The sequence below is a fragment of the Corynebacterium sp. LaCa_23 genome, from assembly GCF_058182375.1.
In genome coordinates, this window is the sequence record NZ_CP190825.1 from 1,815,414 (window position 1) to 1,840,003 (window position 24,590).

At 59.3% G+C, this 24,590-nt stretch carries 20 protein-coding genes and 1 tRNA gene; 8 read left to right on the forward strand and 13 right to left on the reverse strand.

The window, feature by feature from the left end:
* The first annotated feature begins 25 nt into the window (after positions 1-25).
* From ACP8IT_RS08670 to ACP8IT_RS08685, 4 genes are read left to right on the forward strand one after another with little or no spacing between them, the layout of a single operon-like run.
* A complete protein-coding gene (locus tag ACP8IT_RS08670) occupies positions 26-1,495 on the forward strand; it encodes a DUF3375 domain-containing protein (RefSeq protein ID WP_490289920.1) in 1,470 nt (489 codons plus the stop codon).
* On the forward strand, positions 1,495-2,145 hold the full coding sequence (locus ACP8IT_RS08675) for a DUF4194 domain-containing protein (protein ID WP_490289921.1): 651 nt from the start codon (positions 1,495-1,497) through the stop codon (positions 2,143-2,145). The genes ACP8IT_RS08670 and ACP8IT_RS08675 overlap by 1 nt, the downstream gene beginning before the upstream one ends.
* Complete coding sequence (locus ACP8IT_RS08680) at positions 2,138-5,509, forward strand: ATP-binding protein (RefSeq protein ID WP_490289922.1); 3,372 nt, start codon at positions 2,138-2,140, stop codon at positions 5,507-5,509. Before ACP8IT_RS08675 ends, ACP8IT_RS08680 begins: the two co-directional genes overlap by 8 nt.
* A complete protein-coding gene (locus ACP8IT_RS08685) occupies positions 5,496-6,629 on the forward strand; it encodes a DUF3322 domain-containing protein (protein WP_490289923.1) in 1,134 nt (377 codons plus the stop codon). Before ACP8IT_RS08680 ends, ACP8IT_RS08685 begins: the two co-directional genes overlap by 14 nt.
* Before the next feature lie 134 nt (positions 6,630-6,763).
* On the opposite strand, the gene ACP8IT_RS08690 is transcribed toward ACP8IT_RS08685, so the two are convergent.
* The 3 genes from ACP8IT_RS08690 to ACP8IT_RS08700 form a co-directional block, all read right to left on the reverse strand.
* A complete protein-coding gene (locus ACP8IT_RS08690; protein WP_005278156.1) occupies positions 6,764-7,147 on the reverse strand; it encodes a hypothetical protein in 384 nt (127 codons plus the stop codon).
* 62 nt (positions 7,148-7,209) lie between these two features.
* Complete coding sequence (locus ACP8IT_RS08695) at positions 7,210-8,379, reverse strand: aminotransferase class I/II-fold pyridoxal phosphate-dependent enzyme (protein WP_284902025.1); 1,170 nt, start codon at positions 8,377-8,379, stop codon at positions 7,210-7,212.
* Positions 8,376-9,092: a 6-carboxyhexanoate--CoA ligase gene (locus ACP8IT_RS08700; protein WP_284902026.1), complete on the reverse strand. Its 717-nt coding sequence runs from the start codon at positions 9,090-9,092 to the stop codon at positions 8,376-8,378. Before ACP8IT_RS08700 ends, ACP8IT_RS08695 begins: the two co-directional genes overlap by 4 nt.
* A gap of 251 nt (positions 9,093-9,343) precedes the next feature.
* On the opposite strand from ACP8IT_RS08700, the gene ACP8IT_RS08705 reads away from it, so the two are divergent.
* Positions 9,344-9,416, forward strand: a tRNA-Asn gene (locus tag ACP8IT_RS08705).
* A 214-nt stretch (positions 9,417-9,630) separates the two neighbouring features.
* Here ACP8IT_RS08705 and ACP8IT_RS08710 read toward each other — a convergent pair.
* The 4 genes from ACP8IT_RS08710 to ACP8IT_RS08725 all read right to left on the reverse strand — a co-directional run bounded on the left by ACP8IT_RS08710 (position 9,631) and on the right by ACP8IT_RS08725 (position 15,158).
* The gene (locus ACP8IT_RS08710) at positions 9,631-11,004 is read right to left on the reverse strand and encodes an NAD-dependent succinate-semialdehyde dehydrogenase (protein ID WP_490289924.1); all 1,374 of its coding nucleotides are present in this window, start codon (positions 11,002-11,004) and stop codon (positions 9,631-9,633) included.
* Positions 11,005-11,128: 124 nt separating this feature from the next.
* Positions 11,129-12,334 carry an oxygenase MpaB family protein gene (locus ACP8IT_RS08715; protein WP_490289925.1) on the reverse strand — a complete coding sequence of 402 codons (1,206 nt, stop codon included), beginning with the start codon at positions 12,332-12,334 and terminating at the stop codon, positions 11,129-11,131.
* Between the two features lie 33 nt (positions 12,335-12,367).
* Positions 12,368-13,744: an oxygenase MpaB family protein gene (locus tag ACP8IT_RS08720; RefSeq protein ID WP_490289926.1), complete on the reverse strand. Its 1,377-nt coding sequence runs from the start codon at positions 13,742-13,744 to the stop codon at positions 12,368-12,370.
* A gap of 55 nt (positions 13,745-13,799) precedes the next feature.
* On the reverse strand, positions 13,800-15,158 hold the full coding sequence (locus ACP8IT_RS08725; RefSeq protein ID WP_490289927.1) for an oxygenase MpaB family protein: 1,359 nt from the start codon (positions 15,156-15,158) through the stop codon (positions 13,800-13,802).
* A gap of 404 nt (positions 15,159-15,562) precedes the next feature.
* Between ACP8IT_RS08725 and ACP8IT_RS08730 the strand changes: the two genes are divergently transcribed.
* Positions 15,563-15,784 (forward strand): hypothetical protein, encoded by a 222-nt coding sequence (locus tag ACP8IT_RS08730; RefSeq protein ID WP_490289928.1) that lies wholly within the window; start codon positions 15,563-15,565, stop codon positions 15,782-15,784.
* Positions 15,785-16,615 (forward strand): flavin reductase family protein, encoded by an 831-nt coding sequence (locus tag ACP8IT_RS08735; RefSeq protein WP_490289929.1) that lies wholly within the window; start codon positions 15,785-15,787, stop codon positions 16,613-16,615.
* Between the two features lie 76 nt (positions 16,616-16,691).
* Here the strand turns inward: ACP8IT_RS08735 and ACP8IT_RS08740 are convergent, their stop codons facing one another.
* The 4 genes from ACP8IT_RS08740 to ACP8IT_RS08755 form a co-directional block, all read right to left on the reverse strand.
* Positions 16,692-17,615, reverse strand: coding sequence for a DMT family transporter (locus tag ACP8IT_RS08740; protein WP_490289930.1), 924 nt, complete (start codon positions 17,613-17,615; stop codon positions 16,692-16,694).
* 145 nt (positions 17,616-17,760) lie between these two features.
* Complete coding sequence (gene accC / locus ACP8IT_RS08745; RefSeq protein ID WP_023029076.1) at positions 17,761-19,137, reverse strand: acetyl-CoA carboxylase biotin carboxylase subunit; 1,377 nt, start codon at positions 19,135-19,137, stop codon at positions 17,761-17,763.
* Positions 19,138-19,154: 17 nt separating this feature from the next.
* The gene (gene accB, locus ACP8IT_RS08750) at positions 19,155-19,694 is read right to left on the reverse strand and encodes an acetyl-CoA carboxylase biotin carboxyl carrier protein (RefSeq protein ID WP_284612728.1); all 540 of its coding nucleotides are present in this window, start codon (positions 19,692-19,694) and stop codon (positions 19,155-19,157) included.
* 2 nt (positions 19,695-19,696) lie between these two features.
* A complete protein-coding gene (locus ACP8IT_RS08755) occupies positions 19,697-21,253 on the reverse strand; it encodes a pyruvate carboxylase (RefSeq protein ID WP_284631120.1) in 1,557 nt (518 codons plus the stop codon).
* 425 nt (positions 21,254-21,678) lie between these two features.
* Between ACP8IT_RS08755 and ACP8IT_RS08760 the strand changes: the two genes are divergently transcribed.
* Positions 21,679-23,025, forward strand: coding sequence for an MFS transporter (locus ACP8IT_RS08760; RefSeq protein WP_284609745.1), 1,347 nt, complete (start codon positions 21,679-21,681; stop codon positions 23,023-23,025).
* A 74-nt stretch (positions 23,026-23,099) separates the two neighbouring features.
* Here ACP8IT_RS08760 and ACP8IT_RS08765 read toward each other — a convergent pair whose 3' ends face one another.
* Positions 23,100-23,741 (reverse strand): 3-oxoacid CoA-transferase subunit B, encoded by a 642-nt coding sequence (locus ACP8IT_RS08765; protein ID WP_005278126.1) that lies wholly within the window; start codon positions 23,739-23,741, stop codon positions 23,100-23,102.
* The gene (locus ACP8IT_RS08770; RefSeq protein WP_284631118.1) at positions 23,741-24,484 is read right to left on the reverse strand and encodes a CoA transferase subunit A; all 744 of its coding nucleotides are present in this window, start codon (positions 24,482-24,484) and stop codon (positions 23,741-23,743) included. The genes ACP8IT_RS08765 and ACP8IT_RS08770 overlap by 1 nt, the downstream gene beginning before the upstream one ends.
* Between the last annotated feature and the right edge of the window lie 106 nt (positions 24,485-24,590).

The following is a 24,590-nucleotide window of genomic DNA, read 5'->3' on the forward strand; positions in this document are numbered from 1 at the left end:
CCGGCGTAGCTGGCAAAATCGAATCATGTCTGTTGAAGCTCGCGCCCTTTCACTGCGGCGGTTATTACATGATTCCGCCGCAGTGCGGCTGCTGGCGGCCGATAATGCTCCGGTGATTTTGGCGCTGATTGCTGAGTATTTTCCCCGCGGCACTCGCGCACGGCCGGCGGCAGAAGTATATGAGCTGATGGTCACCGATTTCGAAGTGCTTGCCAGTGAGTTCCCGATGCCGCGCACACCGCAAAGTTATTGCAATGACTGGGTAAAAGCTGGTTGGCTAGTCCGAAAGTCTGGCAAGAGCTCGCGCGGGGAAACGTTGGAACCGAGCGAGGAAGCACTGTCCGCGCTCGAGGCCGTTGAGCGATGGGAAACTCCGGTTACTACGGTCACGGCATCGCGTGTGGAATCTATCGGCTCGGCTCTGCAGCGCTTGGCGCGGGATACGAATGAGGATATTTCGAGCCGCGTCGCCAGCTTAGAGGCGGAGCGAGACCGCATTGACCGCGAAATTGAAAAGGCTCATTTAGGGCAGTTCGAAAGGCTGACTGCGGCAGAGACCGAGGAGCGCGTCCAAGACGTGCTGAATATGGCCATGGCGGTACCAAGCGATTTCGCCAGGGTGCGCCATGAGCTTGAAGCTCTCAACCACCGATTGCGCCGACAGCTTTTGGATCCAGAAGGTTACCGCGGTGAGGTGCTCGAGGAAATCTTTAGCGGTGTAGACCACATCGCGGAATCGGACGCTGGGCGCAGCTTCCGCGGATTCTATTCATACCTCATGGATAGAGAACGCAGCGCGTGGCTAGACCAGTGGATTAAGCAAGTTTTAGAAAGCGAGGTCGGCCAAGAGTTGGCGCCAGAGAACCGTCGGCAGCTGCGGAATCTCTTCCGCGATATGGAAGAAACGAGCTTCGAGGTCAATCAAACGATGACTGGCCTGGCGCGCAGCTTGCGCAACTATGTCTCTTCGGAACAATTCGCAGAAGATCGGCGCATGATTGAGCTACTGCGTGAGGCACGGGGCATGGCCATTGATGCAGCGCAGGCATCGGAGCTGAAAGCCTTTCACCGCATGGAAACTCCCCTGCAGCGCATCGGCATGTCCATTCATTCCGTATCGCGCATCCACTTGGCCAACCCGGGTCGCGAGGTCGTGGAAGAAGCACCGGAAGCCTTCCAGCCAGGCCAGGAGAACGCGGAGGCGTTGTATGAGCTGGTGCGCGAATCAGAAATTGACTTCGAGGAATTGCATGGGGCGATTCGCGGGGCCGTCGGCAAGTCGGGTCCGTGCACGATTGGCCAAGTATTGCAGGCATACCCGCCCACGCAGGGCCTGGCCAGCGTCGTGGGATTGGTACATATTGCGGACCAGCACCCGCTTCCGGCTTTGCACGATGATCATGAAAAGGTCACCTGGGCCGAGGAAGATGGGACAATCCGCGCGGCGTATATCCCTACTATGTATTTCGATAGCACCACCGTTGAGGAGTTGTAGTGAGCGCTACTGATAATCACCGCGTCGATTCGGCACATGAGCCCCCGCTGTGGGAAAGCGATAAAGGATCGCTGACCTATAACTCGCGCCGCGCGTTGGTGCAGCTGTTGAAAGGTCCGCTGGTGCGTGCGCACAAGGAACCTGTCTTATGGTCCGCCATCATCTCGGACGAAGACAATCTGCGCGCCCGCCTGCATGAGGTATTCCTCGAGCTGGTCGTCGATGAAGGAGAAGGGTTTGCCTTTACCCGGATGGTGGAAGAGGAAACGCTGCCCATTCCGCAGGTGCTGCGCACGGATAAGCTCAAGCACATCGATACCGCCATCCTGCTGAACCTGCGCCAGGAACTTGGTTTGGCGTTGCCCGGTGAACGCGTGATTGTGGATGTAGAAGATCTCCGGGAGGGCATTGGATACGTCCGCGCGGTTGATAACCGCGATGAAGCCGGGTTCAATAACCGCTTCAATGCGGCGATTAAACGCATCCGCAATGAATACTCGCTGCTCAGCACCACCGAGACAGAAGGGCGCTACGAGGTTTCGCCCGTGTTACGCCAGCTTTTCGATGCCGCCACGGTCACCGCCATCCGGGATGAATACGCCCGCCTCGCAGAAGCCGAAAGCGACCAGGAGGATGCTTCCGATGACTAACCTGTATCCAGGCCAATTCCGCATCAGCCGTATCCAGCTTATTAACTGGGGTACTTTTCACGGCTACTTTTCCATCCCGGTAGCCCGCAAGGGCTTCCTCATCACCGGCGGATCCGGTTCGGGCAAGTCCACGCTGCTTGATGCGATGTCGGCGGTATTGGTGCCGCAAAAGGACCTCAAATTCAACGCGGCATCGCAGCAGGACCTCGGGCGGCATAATGGGCGCAACCTCGTCTCCTATATTCGCGGGGCGTGGCGGCAGCAAGAAAATGCGCACACGGGTGAAATCGCCCCGGAGTATTTGCGTGAGGGCGCAACAAACTCGGTGGTGGCGTTGACCTACGATAATGGGGCTGGCACGCAGCACACCCTCATCGCCATCTTCCGTCTCAACGGCGGTGAAAATTCGGTGAGCCAAATTAAACGGCTCTATGGGGTGGTGCAGGGAGATGAGGACATCGATAAGCTCAGCCCCCTACTCACCCGCAACCTGGATACCCGCAAGATTAAGGCCATGTACAAGGGGCCTGGTGCGTCATTTACGCCGACGTACACCACGTTTGCGGATCGCTTTCGCAAACGCCTGGGCATCAAGAGCGAACAGGGGCAGGTCCTGCTGCACCGCACGCAGTCTGCCAAGTCACTATCCAGCCTGGACCAGCTCTTCCGGGACTATATGCTGGATACGCCGTCTACTTTCGAGCGGGCGGAGGAAGCGGTGGAGCAATTTGAGGATCTGCGCCAGGCATACCTTCGGGTAGAGGACGTCAAGGCCCAGATTGAGACGCTGGCACCCCTGCCCCAATTGCACTCCCAGCGCACCACTGCAGAAGCGGATAAGTACACGGCTGAGGCGATGAATGAGGCGCTGCCGGCGGTGCGCGCCCGCTTGGTGGCAGAGGAACTGGACTATCGCATCCGCGCGCTGACCGCCCAGCAGGCAGAGGCGCACTCTGCGGCCGAGGCGCTCGAAGCGGAGGTCACGCACCTTGACGATGCCGAGCGCCGCGCCGCCGTAGCCGTCTCCCAACTTAGTGCCGGCGAGCTGGCCGCCCTAGAAGCCAAGATAGAAACCGCGGAGAAGGAAATTGAGCACCGCTCCAAGGAGTTCCACCACCTTGCCGCTGCCGCCGACCAGTGGACCGATCACTTTGAGCTCAACCCGCACGGCTTCGCCGAGCTGCAGGCGAATGCCCGCCTGCGCATCGCGGACTTCGAGACTGACTCGGCCCAGCTTACTGAGCAGCAACAAGAAGCCGGAGTGGCCGCCCGCGATGCCGCGACAACATCCGCGTCCTTAGAAAGTGAGCTGCACTCATTTAGCTCGCGGCGCACCAATATCGATAAAGCCCTTGTGGAGCTGCGCACCCAACTCGCGCGGGATACTGGCTATGCCGAATCGGAGCTTCCCTTCGCTGGCGAGCTACTGGATATCGCCCCGCAGCAGGCGGAGTGGGAACCGGTGATCCAAAAACTGCTGCACGGATTCGCCGCCACCCTGCTCGTTCCGGAAACCGCGCGGGAAGCCATTAACCAGTGGGTCAATTCGCGCAATGTGGGCACCCGGCTCGAATACCGCACTATCCCCGAGTTTGCTCCTGCGCCCGCGCCCGCGCGCAGCCCGCAACAGCTCATCCACAAATTGGAGTTCCAGGATCACCCCATGGCGCCGTGGGTGCGCCACCATATTTCAAGCCGGTTTAACTACGAATGCGTCAACTCGGTGGCCGCGCTCGAACAGGTAACCAAGACCCCGGCCGTCACGCGCGATGGCTTGGAAAGCCGGCCCAAGGATAAGGATGGCTCGACGCGCTTTATCAAGGATGATCGCACGCGTTTTAAAGGCACGCGGTGGTACCGAGTAGGTTCCACCAATACCGCCAAGATTGAGCTCCTGCGTTCCCAATTGGCGGAAGCGAAAGCCACTGCTCGTGCCATGGCCAAACAGGTCCACGAGCTCAACCGGAAGATGGATATCCTGCGCACGCAGCGCGATAAAGCGCAGCGCGTACTGGAGACTAAGTTCCAGGATATTGATACCGCTTCCGCTGAGGCGCGCAAACGCGATTTGCAAGAACAGTACGATTCTTTGGCGTCCTCCCCAGAAGCGCAGGCCCTAGCCACGGCGCACGAGCAGGCAAAGGAAAAGCTCACCGCCGCCCGCGCCCAACTGAACGAAGCACAAAAACACCTCGGCAACGTGGAGGGCGAGCTGAACCGCTCCACCCGGCGGCGCCAAAGCATCGGAACCGTGCCCACGGTGGCGGATCAGGGCATCGCCAAGGCGGTCGAAGAAGCCCTGCACAAGGGCAGGAGAAAACTCACCATCGATGACATCGATGCCCGGCGCGATGAGGTGCAGGCCAGCCTGCAAGAAACCGCGCGTAGGGCCGCGCGCCGCATCGAGGAGACGAATGCCAAGATTGTCTCTGTCCTCCACAAATACCTATCGCAGTGGCCGGCAGAAGCCGCGGATTTGGAGCCGCAGGCCAGCTTCGCCGGCGAAGGCATGGAGAAGCTGAAGTTCCTGCGCGCGGACCGCCTGGCGGATTTTCGCGCTCATTTCTTGGAGCTGCTCAATGGCACGACGGTGCAAAACCTATCGCACCTCGCCTCTTCGCTTCGCCATGCCCGTAGCGATATCGAACAGCGCATGGAGTTTATTAATAAGTCACTGGAGCGCACGCCCTTCAATGGGGACCGCACCCTGCGCATTGATGTGAAGGATGCCCGGGGCCAGGTGGTGCAAGACTTCCAGCGGGATCTTGATGCCGCAACGTCCCATAGCCTGGCGGATATTAGCGCCGATGATCCTGAAGCTGCGGTAGCGCGCTACCACGCCCTGGACAAGATTCTCAGCCGCTTGGGCTCGTCTGAGCCAGAGGATATTCGGTGGCGCAACCTGGTCCTCGATACCCGCAAGCATGTCAGCTTCATCGGCCGCGAGTGCTATCCCGATGGCACGACCGCCAATACGTATCAGGATTCTGCCTCCCTCTCCGGCGGCCAGGCCCAAAAGTTGGTCTTCTTCTGTTTGGCTGCGGCGCTGCGCTTCCGATTGGCGGAACCAGACCAGGACGTTCCCACCTACGGTTCCATCATTTTGGATGAGGCCTTCGACCGCGCTGACCCAGCCTTTACGCGCACCGCCATGTCCGTGTTTGCGTCCTTTGGTTTCCACATGATTTTGGCAACGCCATTCAAACTCATCCAGACGCTATCGCCGTACGTGGATGGCACCATCGTGGTCAATTACGACGAGCCCATTATCCAGGGCCGCCCGCAGGCGCGTACGGGCTATTCGCTTATCGATGCCACCACCTACCCCCAGGAATCCCCGGAGTCCCCCAATGCGGATGCCTAGTGACCTGCACACACATGCGGAAAAATACCTGCGCAACCACTTTGCGGAGGCTTTGTCGACTCCCGATTCGCTGAGCATCGACTGGCCGCTGCACCCGCCTACGGCCGCCACCGCCGCGCGCGATGTCCCCGCCACCCAGGAGTTCATCCGCGCCTGGCAGCACTGGCCGCACCAAGAAGAGATCCACTACGAACAGCGCAATTGGTCCCGCACGGGCCTAGGCACCAATTCCGTTCCCACCCGCACGGTCCTTACCGGTGCTCCCCGCATCGCCGCTGCCGCAGGCCTCAGCGCCGAATACTCCCGCGCGCAACAGCGCGCACACGACATCGCCGCGATCTTCCCCGACTCCCCTGCATTCGCCGACACCGTGTACCGCACCTATGCCCAGTGGAAAGACTTAACTGCATACGATCTGCGCTGCTTAGCACCATGCTTGACCTGGCTGCACGCCCACCCAGACTCCGGCGAGTGGGAGCGCGCCGTTCCTGTCGAAGGTGTGGATGGCAAGTGGATAGGCACCCACCGGCGCCTGTTGCTCGCCCTGCTTTTGCCCTTTGGCATCACGGATTTGGGGCTGCGCCGCACCGATGCCCGCCTGCGCCTGCGCTACCTCAACCACGCCCCCGCGTTGTCCGATATCGAGGTTCCCCTTTCCCAGGCTGCACAACTCTTTCCCACCGCTCCCCCGCGCGTTCTCATCGTAGAAAACAAGCAGACCTTCCTAGCCCTGCCCCTGCTTTCCGATGCCGCCCCACCCACCATCGCCATCCTCGGCGCCGGCAATGCCGCCCGCCAACTCCACGCCCTCGACTGGCTCCACGATGCCGAAATCACCTACTGGGGCGATCTCGATGCCGCCGGCTTCAGCATCCTCAACGGCGTGCGCGCCCACTTTCCCCACACGAAGTCTCTCCTTATGGATACCGCCACCGTCACCGCTTTCCACCACCTCGCGGTCCCCGATCCTGGTGATGGCTCCGCCATGCTTAGCCACCTCACCACCGAAGAGCAGCGCGCCTCCCGCCTCCTCTTTACCGAGGGCAAGCTGCGAATTGAACAAGAACGGATTCCATTCGCGCATGCCACTGACGCGATTCAATGTACGTTTCAACGCTAGGTTCTAAGCTTTCGAACTAGAACCTCTGCTAGTTGTTCCCGTATCCTTCTTTCTCCTCAGCAGCAAGATGAACGCGAGTTAGATTACTTGTTGAGCCCTCAGCTAGTAAAACCTTGCGGCGGCGTCTCCATTTCTCAAGGCATCGCAGTCCACTCGATGTCCTCAAAGCCCCAGTCGGAGAAATGCCAGGTGATGGTCTCGGTGGCATCGATAAGCGCGTGCTCCATTGTCTCTTCATCGTCACCGGTAACGGAGAGCTCGAGCATCACTGAAGTATCTTCTTCGTCCAATAGCCCCACGTCCAAGGGACCGCCATCATCGAGGCCGGAGACAAAGCGCGCAGTCCAATTATCACCGCCAAAGAAACTGGAGTCCTCTTCTATAGCGTGCTTTTCCTCCAAGTCCCACACGGCTTCAATAATGTCCCAGTTGCCGGTAATTGCAGCGGACAGCTCAGCGTCACGCCCGTACAGCACCAGCTCGTGGAGCCACGAATAATCAATGATAAAGCTGCTCATAACGCCTGCCAGTGTATGCGACGAGAGCCCCACTCTCTGAACGCACTCACCGAGCGATTTACTTATAAACCCAACTGTTCAAGTTCTGTGCAGAGAGCATCGATTTGTGCGCGCGTATGGGTTGCCATGAGGGTGACGCGGAGAATCGCAGCGCCACGTGCAACAGTTGGCCACCGGATTGCCGGGACTATAAATCCACGGTCAAGCAATGCAGCGCTAGCGTCCATCGCGGCAGCCTCATCGCCCACGTGCACGGGAATAATGGGCCCTTGCTGTGGCGTAGTACCGCGTGCTTTGTGCCAATAAGCAATATTGTCCTGCAGTTGGCTAACCAGACTGGGATCAGACTCAATGAGCTTTAACGCCGCGAGCACGGCGGCAGAGGTGGCTGGCGTGGGCGAGGTAGAAAATACAAAGGACCGGGCTTGTTGCCGCAAGAGCTGCGCCACCGGCTTACTCGTTGCAACGAGCCCGCCTTCAGCACCAAGCGCCTTGCTAGCGGTAATAAGTTGGATATCGGGCTGAACGCCGAAATATTCTGGCAAGCCAAGGCCGCGGTCGCCGACGGCGCCAAACGAGTGAGCATCATCGACCATAAGCCAGGCGCCGTAATCACGCGCCAATCGCGATAGCTCAGGCAAGGGCGCGAGCACCCCGTCCATGGAAAAGAGGCCATCGGTAATAACCAAGGCATACTTGGTGGTCCTGGTAGCCAAGGCATCTTCCACAGCGCAGGTATCGCGGTGCGCCGTGACGACGAGGGAGGCACCACTCGCCTTTGCGAGCCGGCAGCCATCGATAATGCTGGCGTGGTTGCGCGCATCAGAAATAATGGTGAGCTCGGGCGAGGCCAACGCCTGCAACGTCGATAGATTGGCTTGGTACCCGGTGGCAAAGAATACCGAGTCTGGATACCCAGTCAGCTGGGCCGCAGCGGCTTCTACCGCAACGTGTAGATCAGACGTACCGGTGGTCAAACGCGAGCCACCTGAGCCTGCGCCGTAGTGATCAACGCTGTCCTTTACGGCGTTTTTAATCTCCGGATGCTCTGCCAGGCCTAGGTAATTCGACGAGCTAAAGAGCACCGCGTCTTGGACTGTCTTCCCGGCGGCCGTCCGCAAGGAGCTTTCCGGCACTTGCCCACTTTCAAAGACCGAAGGGCTGCGCCACAGGCCGTCTTCTCGCCACTTATCCAGGCGCGCAGATGCGACTTCTTCTAGGATCTCGTTCACTTTTCTGCCCCAAAATCCACGAGTACGGCGCGGTTTTCCAAATAATCAATCAACGCGTCAATATCGGCTCCCGGTTTGATAATGAAGGCCCGTGCCCCCTCATCCGATCCAGGTTCTTTAATGTGCGGAAGGCGGTGATACGTGCCATCTATGCAGACGTAACCGGTGGTATAGGCCGGGTCATCCGACACACAGACTTCTGCTAGAACGTCGGGATGCGCGGCAACCTTGCTCGCCAAAACGATGGCTTCACGGGCCGCGTCCTTGCCTTTAAAATCCGCGTCTTGAGCGTTGTGCGCGTCCATGTGGCTCACGCGGACGCCGCGCTGTGCGTCTGGTTCACAGCGCATGCCCGTATCGGCCGCAATGAGCATCGCACCGCGCATATTCCTGGCGGTAAACGTCTCTTCAATGACTACCTGGGAATGAGCGGTCATGGGGCGCAATAGTTCCTCGATGACTTCCCTAGCCTGCGAGGGCGATTGTACCGCTTCTTCTTTTACTCCTACGGAAGGGACGTGCAGAATATCGGACTCGGCCAAAGCCTCCACGGTGATGAAGGTATTTTCCGCCATTCCCTTCGGGTGTGCCAAAGCACGCTCGGATAGCGCCGCACAGACTGCTGGAACCTCGTGTTCCCTGACGATTCGCTCTGCTCCCGAAATGTGCTGGCCTGCAGAATCAGACCGCATTCGCACTGAGAAATAAGTCATAATCTGAGGGTACCGGACGTATTGAACGGTGTTCAGGAAAAGAGGAAATTGGCCAACCTCGGCCAGGCTCCAGGCGGCGCTTCCCACACAGGAATACACAGGCCATACGCTTTCCGATGCCTCCCGCCTCGCCCCTCGTTGAGCTTCTCATTTTTCCGGCTAACCAGGCGATTTGTGTGAAAACGGCGTTAGCCTATATAGTTAATTCTCGTTGCACAGAGAACGGCACGTTCGAAGTACAACATGGATATTCCTCCATAGCTCAGTTGGCAGAGCATTCGACTGTTAATCGAAGGGTCACTGGTTCGAGCCCAGTTGGAGGAGCACAGTACATCCCGCCCAGCATCGCGCTGAGCGGGATTTCTCGTATGCGCGACACAGCTTGAGTTCAGGCCGGGGGTTCCGAAAATCGCGGTGGGGCAACCAGCACTGCGGGCAGCGAAAGGGGCCTAGCCTTTGAATGGCTAGGCCCCTTTCCTACTGCACTCTATGCGCTCGCTGCTGGCGCAGGAAGCGCTGAGCGAGCCTCAACGAGTAATTAGTCGTTGATGTAGAGGTACTGCTTGTTCACGAACTCGTCCAGCGCGAAGACGGAGAGCTCGCGGCCGAAGCCGGAGTTCTTGACGCCACCGAATGGCAGTACTGGGGAGAAGTACTGGCCCAGGTTGACGTGAATCATGCCGGTCTCGATCTGGTCAGCAACCTTGGTGGCGCGCTCGGTGTCATCGGAGAAGACGGCACCGCCCAGGCCGTAGTTGGAGTTGTTAGCCAGCTCTACGGCTTCCTTTTCAGAGGAGACCTTGTAGATCTCTGCTACTGGGCCGAAGAACTCTTCGTAGTAGGAGTCGGAACCGACTGGGACATCGGTAAGCACGGTCGGCTCGTAGTATGCTGCGGTCTCGTGCAGGTTGCCGCCGGTGCGGACCTTAGCGCCGTTGTCCACAGCGTTCTTGACCTGCTTGTCCAAGTTCTCTGCTGCTTCGCGGGAGGACATTGGGTAGTACTGGTTCTCGCCCGGCTGAGTTGGGTCAGCCTGCTTCATGCCCTCAGCAATGCGGACCATTTCATCGACGAACTCATCGTAGATGTCTTCCATGACGATGATGCGCTTGTTGGAGGTGCAAGCCTGGCCAACGTTCTCGATGCGCTTGACCCAAGCTTCCTCGGCAGCCTTGGTGACATCGGCTGCATCCAGGATGATGTAGGGGTCGGTGCCGCCAAGCTCCAGCACAACCTTCTTCAGGTTGCGGCCGGCGATCTCAGCCACAGCGGCACCGGCGCGCTCGGAACCGGTCAGGGATACGCCCTGGACGCGCTTGTCCCCGATGATCTCTTCAATCTGCTTGTGGTCGGCGTATACGTTGATGTACACGCCCTCCGGCAGGCCAGCCTCGCGGAAGATCTCCTCGATGGCTGCAGCAGACTTCGGGGTAATTTCGGCGTGCTTCAAGATGATGCAGTTGCCGTTCATCAGGTTCGGTCCGGCGAAGCGGGCGACCTGGTAGAAGGGGTAGTTCCACGGCATGATGCCCAGCAGGGTACCAATGGGCAGACGGCGCAGGGTGGCCTTGCCGCCGGGCACGTCAACCGGCTGGTCCTTGTTGTGCTCTGGGGCGTTGTCTGCGTAGAACTGCAGAATATCGCCGGAGAAGTTAATTTCCCACTCGCCTTCTGGGGTGGACTTACCCATCTCCTGTGCGGCAATCTTGGCCAGCTCGCCCTTGCGCTCCTTGAGCAGCTCCGCTGCGCGGGACACAATCTTGGCGCGCTCCTCAATGGGAGTCTCGCGCCAGGTCTGGAAAGCCTCGTTGGACTTAGCCAGAGCCTCTTGGATCTGCTCATCGCTAAAGGTGTCGAATTTCTCTACTACTTCATTGGTAGCGGGGTTAGTTACCGCAAAATCCTTGGACATTATTGGATCCCTTTCTAAGTGGATTCTTGGAACTAATGTGGCGGCGAACACAATCTGTGTGCGCCTGCCACAAGAGTACTTAAAGTTCTAGTGACGTGTCACCCATGAAAGTGGGTGATTTGTTTTAGGAGGCCGCGACGACCGAGCCATCTTTCATCTTGATGCCCTCATCCTGCTTCATATAGGTGGCATCGCGAGTGAGCATCTGGCGCACCGCCTCCTCGTTCTTCTGGATTTCCGCCTCGAGCGCCTCCGAGTCTTGGCGGAGGAGGTCAAAGCGCTCCTGCACCAGCGGTGCCTCCATTTGCAGGATGGGGCGCATGACGGAGTCGGCCACGCCGCAGGCATCGGCGACCTCATCGCCGTGAATGATGCGCACGTGCGCGGCGGTCCAGTCCGCCAAGGTGTCATCGGGCATGCCCGTAAGCTCCTTGGCGTTGACGACGAAGCCGTCCATGAGGGCATCGACAAGCTTGCGGGCCGATTCATTGATCTCGCCGTCGACGGTGTGGATAGCATCCATGGTCTCCTGGGAGGCCTCTACCCCATCTTCGCCTTCAAAAAGGTCCGCAGAAATACCCAGCATGCGCCCGGCAATCTTCCACAGGTAGAACGCGTCCTTCTCTTCTTCCGCGGTAAGCTTCCAGCCCATATTGCGCAAGCCGGCGTATGGAATATAAGTGAAGTCGAACCAGGTGCGCAGCATGTCGAACTCGCTGATCGGTGCGCCGTAGTGGGAGTAGTCCAGCTCCTTGCGGGTGTGCACGCGCCGCACGTGGGCGTGGATGGCGCGCACCATGCCGGTGTGGATGAAGCCTTCGCCGCCGGGTTGCAGCGCATCCGGCAGGTAGAGCGAATAGGTCCAGTTGGTGGTGTAGGCAAGGCGCTTGACGGCGCCATCGGTAAGCTCACCGGTGTTGACCAGCAGGTCCGCGATCGCCGGGGTGGAATAGGTGTGGACCAGCGAGCCTGGGCCCAGCGCCAAGCCGTGGCTAAGCGGCGGGATGGACAGGTAGACGCGGCGGCCGCGCTCGAGCTTCTCGGCATCGATGCCGTCAAGTGCCTTGGTCATGTCCTCAATAAGGGCGGCAACCTCTGGGAAGGTGTCCTCGTTGGCGGTACCGCGGGCAAGGGCATCGCGCAGGTTAGGCATGATTTCCTTGACGGTGTGGCCGCTGGTAAACAGCGCATCAGCCACCGGGTCCATCTTCCAAAAAGCCTCGTGGTAGCGGTCCGCGCGCTCTTGACCAAAAGTGGCGATGAATTCATCCTTATCGCCGCGGCCGGCAGGCCACTCGCCGACGGTGCCTAGGGACATAGTGTTAGTCATGGTGTTCTCCTCTGAGAATGTTATGGGGATGGGTTAGCTGCGAGCTTCTTTAGAGTCATCGTGCAGCGTGTAATCGGACTTGGTCTCGGGCTCGTTTTTCGCGATGTGCGCCTTAATCACCGCGGTGACATCGGACCATGGCGGCTTATTCTTATTGGCACGCTTAATCTTTGCCTTTTGCGCACCCGGCAGCTTGTCCCGCAGGCGGGCAACCTTGGCTTCTGCCCGCGCGGCACCTCGGTACAGGATGGCCCACGGCTTGTAGTTCACCTTTTCCCAGCGCGTGCCCTTAACCATGAATTTCGTATCTTCCACGCCGCAAATGGTGGTCAGCGCACCGAGTGCCATCTTGGGGACCAGCGGGTGGATGGTTTCTAGAATGCTCATCAAGGCGGTGGCCACGCGCTCGTGGTAGGTGGAGGAATACCCGCCATTGGCGTAGATGAAATCGGTCATCTTGCGCATTTCATCGCCGGTCTTGGGGATGAGGCGCTCTTCGGCACCCATCATATAAAGAATGTATCCCCAGTACTGGGCCACATCGTCCCAGTCCTGACCGGAGTGCGGGCGGCCAAAGCGCTCGTCGATGGCCAGCGGCATCATCCCGAACCAGCCCTCACCGGAGACCAGGAAGCTGGAGCCAATCGGCCGGCCGAATTCGTTGTAGTGCTCCTTGCCCCACATCTTCTCCAAGCCGCGATTGGCCTGGGAATGCAGCAGGCGCACGCGCACGGCGGCCTTGCGGCCTTCACCGAAGCGGTCGAAGACGTCCTTCTTGCCCAAGTCAGTGAAGAATTGCGCCGTTTCAATGGAGCGCTGCATGGCCTTGAACTCGAACATCCCGGTCTCGCCCGTGGCCGCCGATGTGCGGTCTTCCATGGTGGTAGCCCAATACGCAAAGGCAATAGCCAGAACCTCTGAGGTGCGCGTGACGTTGTAGTAGGCCACGCGGCCGCGCTCTGCGGCCTCAAGATCCAGCCACTCCGGAATGCGGTCTACCTCTTTGAAGAAGTCCACCAGCTCCGGCGCAGGGTCCTCTACCGTTTCGATGCCGTGGTTGAGAGCCTGCTCAAACTTGGCGCGCGATTCCTTGGCACCATCGCGGCGGAAGGCCTGCGCCAGCTTTTCACCGGTCTCATCGGTCTGCCACATGTGGTCATCAAGAAGCTTGGTCTGCAGGCTATCGTAGCCAGACCATTCATCTTCGACGGTGTGCCAGGAATCGAAGATATTGTGTCGCAGCTCGGACCAGCCTGGGGCCGCGGTGCGGCGCTTCGGCGCCGGGCGCAGGTCCATGCCATCGCGGTAGAAGTAGCGGAAATCCTCATAGGGATTATCGGACATGGGCAGAACCTTTGGTTCCACCTGCGACGTGTTGGCAGCCTCAGACGTATCTGTGGGAGCAGTCATTATTTCATTCCCTTCCTTATTATTAGGCCTTGATAACTAGCTGTGGGCGCAGCGGCTAGTTCCGGCGGGCTTCCTTGGAGTCATCGTGCAGGGTCCACTCGGCCTTGACGTCAGGCTCATGGTTGTTGATGTGCTCTTGCACTTCCTCCAAGGCATTGATCCACAGCGGGCGACCTTGCGCGGCGTTGTGCTTTTTGTATTCCTCCGCACCAGGTTTTTCATCGGCTTCGCGGGCTTCTTGTGCCTCCGCGCGTGCCTTGGCTTCGAAGTCTTTGGCTGCCTGGGAAAAGTCCATATCGGCCCAGCGGGTTCCTTCCACCATGAATTTGGTGTCTTCTTCTCCCACCAACGTGGCCAGCGAACCCAGCATCTCCAATGGAAGGTCCGGGTTCATCTGTTCCACGATGGACATCAGGGCCGTAGCCACTCGCTGGTGGTACGAGGAAGAACACCCGCCGTTTGCGTAAATGAAATCGGTCATCTTGCGCATTTCATCGCCGGTCTTGGGGATGATGCGTTCTTCGCCGCCCATCATGTACAGCACATATGCCCAGTATTGGGCGACATCGTCCCAGTCCTGGCCAGAGTGCGGGCGCCCGAAAAGCTCGTCGATGGCCAGTGGCATGAGCGCGAACCAACCCTCACCGGAGACCAAGAAGCTAGAGCCAATCGGCCGACCGAATTCGTTGTAGTGCTCCTTGCCCCAAAGCTTTTCCAGCCCGCGGTTGGCCTGGGCGTGCAGCAAGCGGACGTGGACTGCGGCCTTGCGGCCTTCGCCAAAGCGGTCAAAGACGTCTTGTTTGCCCAGGTCCACGAAGAACTTGGAGGTCTCCAGCGCGCGCTGCATGGCCTTGAACTCAAACATGCCCGTCTCACCGGTGGCCGCAGAGGTGCGGTCTTCCATGGTGGTGGCCCAGTAGCCAAAGTTGAAGGTGAGAAGATCCGCGCTCGGGGTGGCGTTGTAGTAGGCAACGCGCCCGCGCTCGGCGGCTTCAAGGTCGATCCAGTCTGGGATGTTATCGACCTGCTCGAAGAAGGCAACCAATTCAGGCGATGGATCCTCGACGGTCTCGATTCCTTCATTCAGCGCCTGCTCGAACTTTGCTCGCGATTCCTTCGCGCCATCGCGGCGGAAGGATTCTGCCAACGCGGCACCCAGTTCATCGGTTTGCCACATGTGATCATCGAGCAAACGAGTCTGCTGGGTGTCGTAGCCTTCCCACTCATCATGAACGGTGTGCCAGTGGTCAAAAATATTGTGGCGCAGGGTGGACCAGCCGGGCTTGTCCACGCGGCGCTTCGGCGCCGGTCGCAGGTCCATGCCATCGCGATAGAAGTAACGGAAATCCTCATAGGGATTATCGGACATGGGCAGAACCTTTGGTTCCGTCCGAGTATCAGTAGGAGCAGTCATGGGGAGTAAACAACCTTTCCAATCTTGGTGCCGCACCACACACATTTCCTGTTTATGTGGTGTAGTTCACCATTTAGCTGTGCCCGTAAGCCTATAGAGACTTTGCTTGCAACTGCAATGAATTTTGAATCCAATTTTCTGGGAAAGTTCTGGCCGCCAACGCCGCTACTACGCCCGCCTTCACAGCACCTATCCCCTCCTGCGTAAATACCAAAAATGGCCATCTTGGCAGATTTTGCAAGCCTTCTGCCTACTCACCCCATATAGGTGTACTAGGCGCACATCCGTCCGCTATGCGAACGCGTTTGTACCCTGGATCTCGCTACAGGCTGTACCATGACGTGCATTACATACAGTGGATTGGCGCTGAACTACAGTCACGAAAGTGAGGTCTATTCACCCCTATGCCTAGTTCTCCTTCTCAACCCGCGCCCCAGCTTGCCGATGCCCCCTCCACCACCGCCACGGTGCACAACGTCACCGCCGTAGCCGATGACCTTGCGGTCATCGAGTTTTCGCTGGACGGTGGTGCTCCGCTTGCTAAATACTCCCCCGGCTGCCACGTCGATATCACCCTCCCGGGAGCTAACGGTGAGATGCTTACCCGCCAGTACTCGGTTTTTTAGATGGCCGGTGCCTCTTCCCCTGCTGCTGGCCAACAGGAACGGCCAACGTATGGAGTCGCGGTAAAGCGGGAGAAAAACTCCACGGGTGGCTCGATTGCGATGCTCAAACTGCGCCGCGGGGATAGCTTTAAGATTTCGCAGGCATTCAATAACTTCGAGCTCGTGGCAGACGCCGGCTACTACGTCCTAGTTGGGGCCGGAGTGGGCATTACCCCCATGCTCTCTATGGCCCAATCCCTCGAGCGCGAGAACAAGCCGTATCTCGTGCTCTTTTTCGCGCGCGATAGGCACCACGCGGTACTGCTCGAGCAATTGCGCGAGACCTGCGGCGATAAGCCCATTGAGGTCTTCGGCCGCCCGCGCGACAAACAGGCGGATATCTACCGGCACCTGCTGGGCCAGGCGCCAAAGGAGACGGCCTTTTATGTCTGCGGCCCGCAAGGATTTATGGATTCCGCCAAAGAAATCGCGCTCGACTACCTGCCCGAGCATGCCTTTCACTGGGAGAACTTCCACCCCGATCTCCAAGCGCTATCCGGTGAGAAAAACGCCGGGGCCGGCGACGGTCCGTTCGAGGTGGAATTTTGCGGCGAGACGGTAGAAATCCCAGAAAATAAGACGGTCCTAGAGGTCCTCGAGGATCTCGATCTGCCCGTAAAATCGCGCTGCCTGGAAGGCACGTGCAGCACCTGCCTGATGCGCGTGGTCGAGGGCGAACCAGATCACCGCGATTCCGTCTATGACGCGCAAATGTATGCCGAGGGCGCCTTCGCGCCATGCGTCTCCCGCGCACTAAGCCCCAAGCTCACCTTAGAGCGCTGGCGGCAATAACCCTTCGCTCCCCCACCCTGGCCGGGAGTGGGAGCGAAGGGGGAAAGAAGGGGGCATCGGCAAGCGCGGCACAGCTCTAAAGGGCGCGCACCATAATCACGCCGATGATGACCAAGACCAAGCCGATGATGCGGTGGACCGGCGGCAGGCCGCGCTTGGCATTGCCCCAGCCCAGCGATTCAATGACCTGGCCACAAATGATTGAGCCCACCAGCGAGCCGATGACCGTCGTGCCAGTGCCGATCATGGGCGACAGCGTCGCGCCGCCAACCACAAAGAGCGCGCCGAGCACACCGCCGAGCCACATCCACCAGGGACCTGGGGCGATGCCGCTCAAAAGGGCGCGGCGGGGCGCCTTCCAGCCTACGGTGAGCAGGGCCAACAGGATCACGCCGACGCCCAGGGAAATGACGCTGGCGGGCATGGGGCTGTGCAACACGCCTCCCAGGTAGCCGTTGACGGCGGTTTGGGTGGCAGAGCCCATGCCAATGAGCACGCCGAAAACCCGCCACAGCCACAGCGAAAGCCCGGTGGCTTGCGCGCGCGTGGTGGCAGCGCCCCGGCCGATTTCTAGCACCAAGGCGATGCCGCCCACCACGATGAGGGCGCCGAGGATGCGCAGCGGGCCGACGGGAACCAAGGGGGATTCAAAAAGGCCGGTCAGATCATAAATAAGGCCCATCGTCACCTGTCCCAGGATGGGCAGGATGACGGTTTCTACGCTGCCGATGCGCGGGAAGAGCAGGATATTTCCCACGATGAAGGCCACGCCCATAAAGCCGCCGAGCCACACCCACCACGGTTGCGCGGCCGCCAGCGCCAGGTCCGGTATCGCGTCACCGGTGACTATCAGCGCGAGGATGGCGGAGACAGCAAAGCCGATAATGAAGGAGAAGAACCCGGCGGCGATGGGCGAGCCCACGGACTCGCGCAGACGAGTATTAATGGCCGTTTGCGCCGGCACGATGGCGCCGACCAGCATGGCGGCAATAACCAACATTGTTTTTCCTTCCCCACACGTATGGGTCTAAGCAAAGCCTGGGACTAGGCGTGACATAGAGATGTAATTTGAGATCCTTAAAAATGCAAAAGAGTGCAGGCCGGCAAAAGCGGAACCTGCACTCTCTCGCTAGAAGGAGCCGAGTTTAGTCATCCGTAGGGATGGAATCGGTACCTTCCAGCAGCTTGGCAACGTAGCCAGTGTTGAACTCGCCACTGCGGAACTTCTCGCTATCAAGCAGCATGGCCTGGAATGGCGCCGTGGTGACAACGCCGTCTACCTGCAGCTCGTCGATGGCGCGCAGCATGCGAGTAATGGCCTCATCGCGGTCTTCTGCCCACACGATGAGCTTGCCCACCATGGAGTCATAGAACGGCGGGATGGTGTAGCCCGTTTCGATATGGGTATCCATGCGCACCCCGAAGCCACCTGGCACGCGGTAGTGCTCGATCTTGCCCGGCCGCGGAGCGAAGTTCTGGTTCGGATCCTCGGCGTTGATGCGGCACTCGATGGCGTGGCCACGAATCTCCACATCATCCTGGGTGATGGAGAGCTTCTGCCCGGAGGCAATGCGCAGCTGCTCCTTGATGAGGTCCACACCGGTGATCATCTCCGTAACGGGGTGCTCCACCTGGATGCGGGTGTTCATCTCGATGAAGTAGAACTTGTCTTCGGTGTTATCGAAGACGAACTCGATGGTTCCGGCATTCTTGTACTTCACCTCTTTACACAGGTTAATCGCGGCTTCCTGCATCTCCTGGCGCAGCTCATCGGTCAGCACCGGCGAAGGGCCTTCCTCAATGAGCTTCTGGTTGCGGCGCTGCGAGGTGCAGTCGCGCTCGCCCAGGGCGACGGCATTTTCGCCATCGGCCAGCACCTGGATCTCAATGTGGCGGATATCCGTCAAGAAGCGCTCGATGTAGACCGACGGGTCATTGAACGCGGACTCTGCCTCGTTCATGATCTCGTTGAGATCCTTTTCCAGCGTGTCCTCGGATTCCACGACGCGCATACCGCGACCACCACCACCGGCGGCAGCCTTAATCAGCAGCGGGAAGCCGGTGTTATGGGCAACCTCCAGGGCCTCGTCGAACTCGGTGACCACGCCGTCGGAGCCCGGCACGGTGGGAACACCGGCGGACTTAGCGATGCGCTTGGCCGCGATCTTGTCACCCATCAAGCCGATGTGCTCGGCCGAAGGGCCAACAAAGCCGATCTCTTCTTCTTCCACCATGCGGACAAAGTCCGGCTTTTCGGACAAGAAGCCGTAGCCCGGGTGAATGGCATCCGCCTTGTACGCCATGGCTGCGGAGATGACCAGCTCGGGGCTGTTGTAGCTCTTGGAAACATTCGCCGGGCCGATGCATACTGCTTGATCGGCGAGCTTTACCGGCAAGGAGTCCTTATCGCCTTCGGAATAAGTAAGGATGGACTTGATGCCCAATTCCTTGCAGGCGCGAATGATGCGAAGCGCAATCTCACCGCGGTTAGCAATGAGCACGCTACCTAATAGATCTGACATAATTTCCTCCAGATCGATTACTTCGGCTGGATGACCATGATGGGCTGGCCGTGCTCCACGGCGTCCTCATTATCAACGAGGATTTCTTTCACGGTGCCGGCAACCTTGGACTCGATGTTGTTCATCAGCTTCATAACCTCAACGATGCACAGCACCTGGCCAACCTCAACTTCGTCGCCGACCTTAACGAAGGGATCTGCGCCCGGCTTCGGAGCGGCGTAGAAGGTACCGACCATAGGAGCCTTAACGGTTTCGCCCTCTGCAGACGGCTCGCCGGAGGTCTGTGGCTCTTCCTTTGGAGCTTCCTCCTGGGCAGGAGCAGGCTTGGACTCTGGCTCAGCTGCCGGGGCCGGTGCGGCCTCCGGGGCTGCTTCCTGTGCTGGTGCTGCGGCCGGAGCGGCTTCCTGGGCCGGTGCCGGGCGGTTCAAGCCGCCTGGGGTGCGGGACATCGCGAGCTCGACGTCGCCGTACTTAATCTGCAGCTCTTGGATATCATCAGAAAGGTTAGCCCACTTCAGCAGGGACTTCAGGTCGTGCAAGTTGGTGGAATCAGTCATGGTTACTTTTCTCCTTTGGTGAGGTTGATTTCCAAGTCGGAAGTCTTGAGGTGGAAGTCGGTGGTATCGGAAGAGTCGTAGATTTGCTGTACCAGGGAGGTAAGAACGCCGCCCTTGACGCCTTCACCCTCGCCGCCGCGGCCTTCGGCCACGAAGCGCTTCATCTCATCGACCTGGCTGCCGGCGAACATCACGCGCAGCAACAGGGTGTCGATGTCTTCGTCCGGGTGAGCTTCCTTGAGATCCGGCAGAACCGGCTTGAGCTCTGGGATTTCCTCCGTAATTTCGGAGGAACCGTTGGTCATGATCTTCTCCAGCACGTCTGGATCCAGCGGGGCGAGCGGCTCACCGTAGTAACCCAAGGCGTACTTCTTAATCTCGTTCGGGACCACGGAGTAACGGTCACCGGTCATCACGTTCATGACGGCCTGGGTGCCCACGAACTGGGCGAACGGCGTAATCATGATGGGGTATGCGAGCTCTTCGCGCACGCGTGCGACCTCGTACAGCAGCTCTTCGAAGCGGTCACCCAACCCAGCGGTTTCCAGCTGGGATTCGAAGTTGGTAAGCATGCCGCCTGGCAGCTGGTGCATGTAGTGCAGGCCATCGAATGCGCGCGGAACGCCTACCGGCTTATCTTCCGTATCGGCGATTTCCTGAATGCGCTCGCTGGCGGAATCGATGCGCTCATCGTCAACGTCCACCGTGTAGCCCAGTGCGCGAAGGTCGCGCACCACGGCCTGGGTGGCTGGTTGTCCCGGGCCATTGGCCAGCGGGGCGATGGAGGTGTGGATAGAATCCACGCCCAATTCCGCTGCGTAGAGGTAGGTCAGCGGGGACAGTCCGGTCAGCGAGTGGGTGTGTACCTCGAGCGGTACGTCACCGATGGAGCTGCGGATCGCCGGGATGAGGGTCTTCAAACGGTCCGGAGTAAGCAGGCCGCCGGCGTCCTTTAGCATGATGCGGTCCACATCGGTGCGCTCGAGCAGCTCCGTGGCCTTCCGCTTGTACAAGTCATCGGTGTGCACCGGGCTCAAGCAGTAGGACAATGCGCCGAAGGTTTCAGCTCCGAGTTCCTTGGCCAGCTTGAGGCCCTGGTCGATGTTGTCGATGTCATTCAAGCCATCGAAGGAGCCGATCACACGGAAGCCATTGGCGTAGAGTCGCTCGGTCCAGTTCAAGATGGCATCATCCGGCAGGAAGTCGAAGGAAGCCAGGTTCTTGGAGCGAATCAGGGCGCGGAACTTGGTGCCCGGCGCGGCGTTCTCGTGGACGAGGCGAACGCGCTCCCACGGGTCTTCCTTGAGGTAGCGCACGGACACGTCGAACTGGATGGGCGCTACCAAGTCCACGTGCTCGAAACCAGCGTTGGTGATGTCATCCAACAGCGACAAGATGTGGCTCGTGGTCATGCGGGTGGCCCAGATGCTCTGGTGCGCATCACGCAGGGTGGTATCGATGATGTTGATCTTGCGCTCGCTATCGGCCGGGCGTCCGCCCGCGGCCATGATTTCGGCGAGGCCTTCTGTGCTTAGTTCCTCGGGACTAAGAGCAGTCATAAATCCCTCCTTAGGGTGTGGCTCCGGAAAGACTCGGTTGGTTCACAGTGACGGGTCACTTTGGTGGTTCAAGACTCTTCGAAAACCTTCCGTGTCGTGGCTCACACGCTACACCACACCTAAATTTTCAGCGCCGGAATTCTGGCCAAAAATGACCTTTTCCTGCGAATTCCAAGCTCGTTACGGCAAAGAATTTATACAAATACCCCTATACGGGGTCACAGTGCGCACTGTAGTTCACCTAGCGAACAGCGAATTTTTATGGACCTTTCCCCCGAAAAGTGGTGGACGACATGCAGTTTCCAGCCAGTAACTAAATCTGCCCCAGCCGCGCTGCGCTTCTCATGGCTTACATCGCGGCCTAAGCGAAGTGTGATGTGCGTAATATCTTCCTCAATATTTCGGACCCATACCTAGGAGGAACAATGACTTCTACCGCCCCGCCGAGCCCCACGCCCACTAAGTCATCGGGCGCGACAAAAACGGACCGCAAATCCCTCGCAGCCAGCCTGACCGGCCAGGTCCTGGAATGGTACGAGTGGAGCTCCTATGCGGTCTTCGCCCCGTTCATCGCCGCGGCGATGTTCGACAAGGGCGATACCGCCTCCGCACTGCTTGCCACCTTCGGTGTCTTCGCCGTCGGCTTCTTGGTCCGCCCGCTGGGCGGCATCATCTTTGGCCGCATCGCCGACCAGCGCGGCCGCAAAACCGTCTTGATGACCACCATCATCATGATGGCTAGCGCCTCGGTCCTCATCGGTTTGCTGCCCACCTACGAATCCATTGGCATCTGGGCTTCTGTCGGCCTGCTCTTCATCCGCGTGCTGCAAGGCTTTGCACACGGTGGTGAATCCGCAGCCGCCAATAGCTACATCCCTGAGATCGCCCCGAACGCCCACCGCGGCCGCTGGGGTTCTATGGTCTATGTCTCCATCTTCGGCGGCTCGGTCATCGCCTACGTCTTGGGCGGCGGCATTTCGCTGGTCCTGACGGACGAGCAGATTGGTGCTTGGGGCTGGCGCATTCCGTTCCTCTTGGGTGCCGTAGCTGCGCTGATCGCGTTGTACCTGCGCCGCCACATGAAGGAATCCGATCACTTCCAGGAAATCGATAGCGCCGAGCCCACCGTTGAGGCCCCGAAGCGCCCCAAGAAGTCCGTGAATTCGCAAAAGCCTGCCTCGGTTGTTCGCCCGGCATGGCAGAATATCTTGCTCGTCGTGGGTATGGTCTCCGGTGTTACGGCCGCGCACTACACATGGACCTCCTATGTTTCCACCTACGCCATTAGCCACGAAGGCATGTCCACCCAGGGCGCATATTGGGTCACCGTGGCCGCACAGACCGCCGGTCTCATTGCCCTACCGCTATGGGGCAGCCTGTCCGATAAAATCGGCCGCAAGCCCGTCATTTATATCTGCGCCATTGGTCTAGCCGTTCTGCAGATTCCACTGATGAACTTCATCGATGATCGCCCCTGGACCCTGCTGGTGGCCTCCACCGTCGGCGTGGTCATCGTCGCCGCCGGCGGCGCCCTGTTGTCCTCCATCATGTCCGAGGTCTTCCCCACCGCTCAGCGCACCCGCAGCATCGGCCTGGCCTACTCGCTGTCCGTCGCCGTCTTTGGCGGTACCGCACCGTATATTTACCAGTGGTTCGTAGCCCACGGCCTTACTTGGGCTTCTGGCTTCTACGTCGTCGCACTGTGCATACTCACGCTTGTCAGCATGTACATCCTGCCTGAAACCAAGGGCGTGGACCTGCGCGATGTCTAATCCACCCGCGAAACACTAAATCGCCGCTTCCCAGTCTTTCTCGGGAAGCGGCGATTTTTCACGTCCATAACTAATTAGTCGAGCGCTACTTTAAAGGGTGCGTCCGTGACCTCGCGGATGGACTCCTCGGTTTCGCCCTCGGCGACCTCGATAAGCGTCAGGCCCTCCAGCTCGTCCACGGTGAATACGGCGCGGTCGGTGATGATGAGATCCACACAGCGAGCGCCGGTCAGCGGCAGCTGGCACTCCGCCAGGATCTTGGAATCGCCGTGCTTGGATACGTGCTGCATCATCACCACGATGCGCTTGGCGCCGTGCACCAGGTCCATCGCACCGCCCATGCCCTTGACCATCTTGCCGGGGATCATCCAGTTGGCCAGGTCGCCGAACTGGGATACCTCCATTGCACCGAGCACCGCGACGTCGATGGCTCGGGAGCGGATCATGGCAAAAGACTCGGACGAGGAGAAGAAGGATGCACCTGGGGCTTCGGTAATGGTTTCTTTACCGGCGTTGATGAGCTCCGGATCCACCTTGTCCTCTTCGGGATAGGCACCAACGCCCAAGATTCCGTTCTCAGAGTGCAGGACCACCTCGCGGCCCTCTGGCAGGTAGCCCGGGATGAGCGTCGGCATGCCGATGCCCAGGTTGACGTAGTCACCATTGTCCAGTTCTTGTGCGGCGCGTGCCGCCATTTCTTCGCGTGACCAGGTCATTACTTGCTCACCGTCCTGAATTCGATTCCGGTTTCTTGTTTGCCCACTTCCACTACGCGGTCCACGTAGATTCCGGGCACATCCACCTCTGCGGGCGGAACCGCTTCAACCAGCTGCTCCGCTTGCACGATGGTGATATCGGCGGACTTGGCCGCGTCCGGGTTGAAGTTCTGGGCGGTCTTATTAAAGGCAAGGTTGCCAAAGCGGTCCGCGCGGGCGGCATGAACGAAGGCGAAGTCCGGGGTAAGGGCTTCTTCCATGACGTAGAGCTCGCCGTTGAACTCGCGGGTTTCCTTCGGTGCGGAGGTCTCCGCGATGGTGCCGTCGGGGTTGTAGCGGGTGGGGATATCGCCATCGGCAAGCGGCGTGCCCACGCCAGCCTTGGTGTAGAAGGCCGGAATGCCCGCGCCACCGGCGCGCATGCGCTCAGCCAGGGTGCCCTGCGGGGTAAATTCGACGGTAAGCTCGCCCTCGAGGTACTGGCGCGCGTATTCCTTATTGGTTCCCAGGTAGGAACCGATGGAGCGGGAGATGCGGTGATCCTTGAGCAGCAAGCCCAGGCCGAAATCGTCCGTACCGAGGTTATTGGAAATGATGGTGAGGTCGCTCGCGCCTTGAGAACGCAGCGCGGCAATGAGCTGCGCTGGGATACCCACAAGGCCGAATCCGCCCACCGCGATGGAGGAACCGTCCGGGATATCCGCGACGGCCTCCTCTACTGAGGCTATGACTTTATTCAACATGGGCCTTAGACTACGTGCGGTTCACAGACAGCACAAGGGTTCAGAATGCGAACATAATCGGGTACACTTAAGAGACCTGGGCCACTTAACCCTAAAAATACCTTGG

Excerpts from the sequence above, each read along its gene's own strand:
- ACP8IT_RS08670 (WP_490289920.1), top strand. The coding sequence starts at position 26 with ATGTCTGTTGAAGCTCGCGCCCTTTCACTGCGGCGGTTATTACATGAT.
- ACP8IT_RS08680 (WP_490289922.1), top strand. The coding sequence starts at position 2,138 with ATGACTAACCTGTATCCAGGCCAATTCCGCATCAGCCGTATCCAGCTT.
- ACP8IT_RS08685 (WP_490289923.1), top strand. The coding sequence starts at position 5,496 with ATGCGGATGCCTAGTGACCTGCACACACATGCGGAAAAATACCTGCGC.
- ACP8IT_RS08690 (WP_005278156.1), bottom strand. The coding sequence starts at position 7,147 with ATGAGCAGCTTTATCATTGATTATTCGTGGCTCCACGAGCTGGTGCTG.
- ACP8IT_RS08700 (WP_284902026.1), bottom strand. The coding sequence starts at position 9,092 with ATGACTTATTTCTCAGTGCGAATGCGGTCTGATTCTGCAGGCCAGCAC.
- ACP8IT_RS08710 (WP_490289924.1), bottom strand. The coding sequence starts at position 11,004 with ATGTCCAAGGATTTTGCGGTAACTAACCCCGCTACCAATGAAGTAGTA.
- ACP8IT_RS08715 (WP_490289925.1), bottom strand. The coding sequence starts at position 12,334 with ATGACTAACACTATGTCCCTAGGCACCGTCGGCGAGTGGCCTGCCGGC.
- ACP8IT_RS08720 (WP_490289926.1), bottom strand. The coding sequence starts at position 13,744 with ATGACTGCTCCCACAGATACGTCTGAGGCTGCCAACACGTCGCAGGTG.
- ACP8IT_RS08725 (WP_490289927.1), bottom strand. The coding sequence starts at position 15,158 with ATGACTGCTCCTACTGATACTCGGACGGAACCAAAGGTTCTGCCCATG.
- ACP8IT_RS08730 (WP_490289928.1), top strand. The coding sequence starts at position 15,563 with ATGCCTAGTTCTCCTTCTCAACCCGCGCCCCAGCTTGCCGATGCCCCC.
- ACP8IT_RS08735 (WP_490289929.1), top strand. The coding sequence starts at position 15,785 with ATGGCCGGTGCCTCTTCCCCTGCTGCTGGCCAACAGGAACGGCCAACG.
- ACP8IT_RS08740 (WP_490289930.1), bottom strand. The coding sequence starts at position 17,615 with ATGTTGGTTATTGCCGCCATGCTGGTCGGCGCCATCGTGCCGGCGCAA.
- accC (WP_023029076.1), bottom strand. The coding sequence starts at position 19,137 with ATGTCAGATCTATTAGGTAGCGTGCTCATTGCTAACCGCGGTGAGATT.
- accB (WP_284612728.1), bottom strand. The coding sequence starts at position 19,694 with ATGACTGATTCCACCAACTTGCACGACCTGAAGTCCCTGCTGAAGTGG.
- ACP8IT_RS08755 (WP_284631120.1), bottom strand. The coding sequence starts at position 21,253 with ATGACTGCTCTTAGTCCCGAGGAACTAAGCACAGAAGGCCTCGCCGAA.
- ACP8IT_RS08760 (WP_284609745.1), top strand. The coding sequence starts at position 21,679 with ATGACTTCTACCGCCCCGCCGAGCCCCACGCCCACTAAGTCATCGGGC.
- ACP8IT_RS08765 (WP_005278126.1), bottom strand. The coding sequence starts at position 23,741 with ATGACCTGGTCACGCGAAGAAATGGCGGCACGCGCCGCACAAGAACTG.
- ACP8IT_RS08770 (WP_284631118.1), bottom strand. The coding sequence starts at position 24,484 with ATGTTGAATAAAGTCATAGCCTCAGTAGAGGAGGCCGTCGCGGATATC.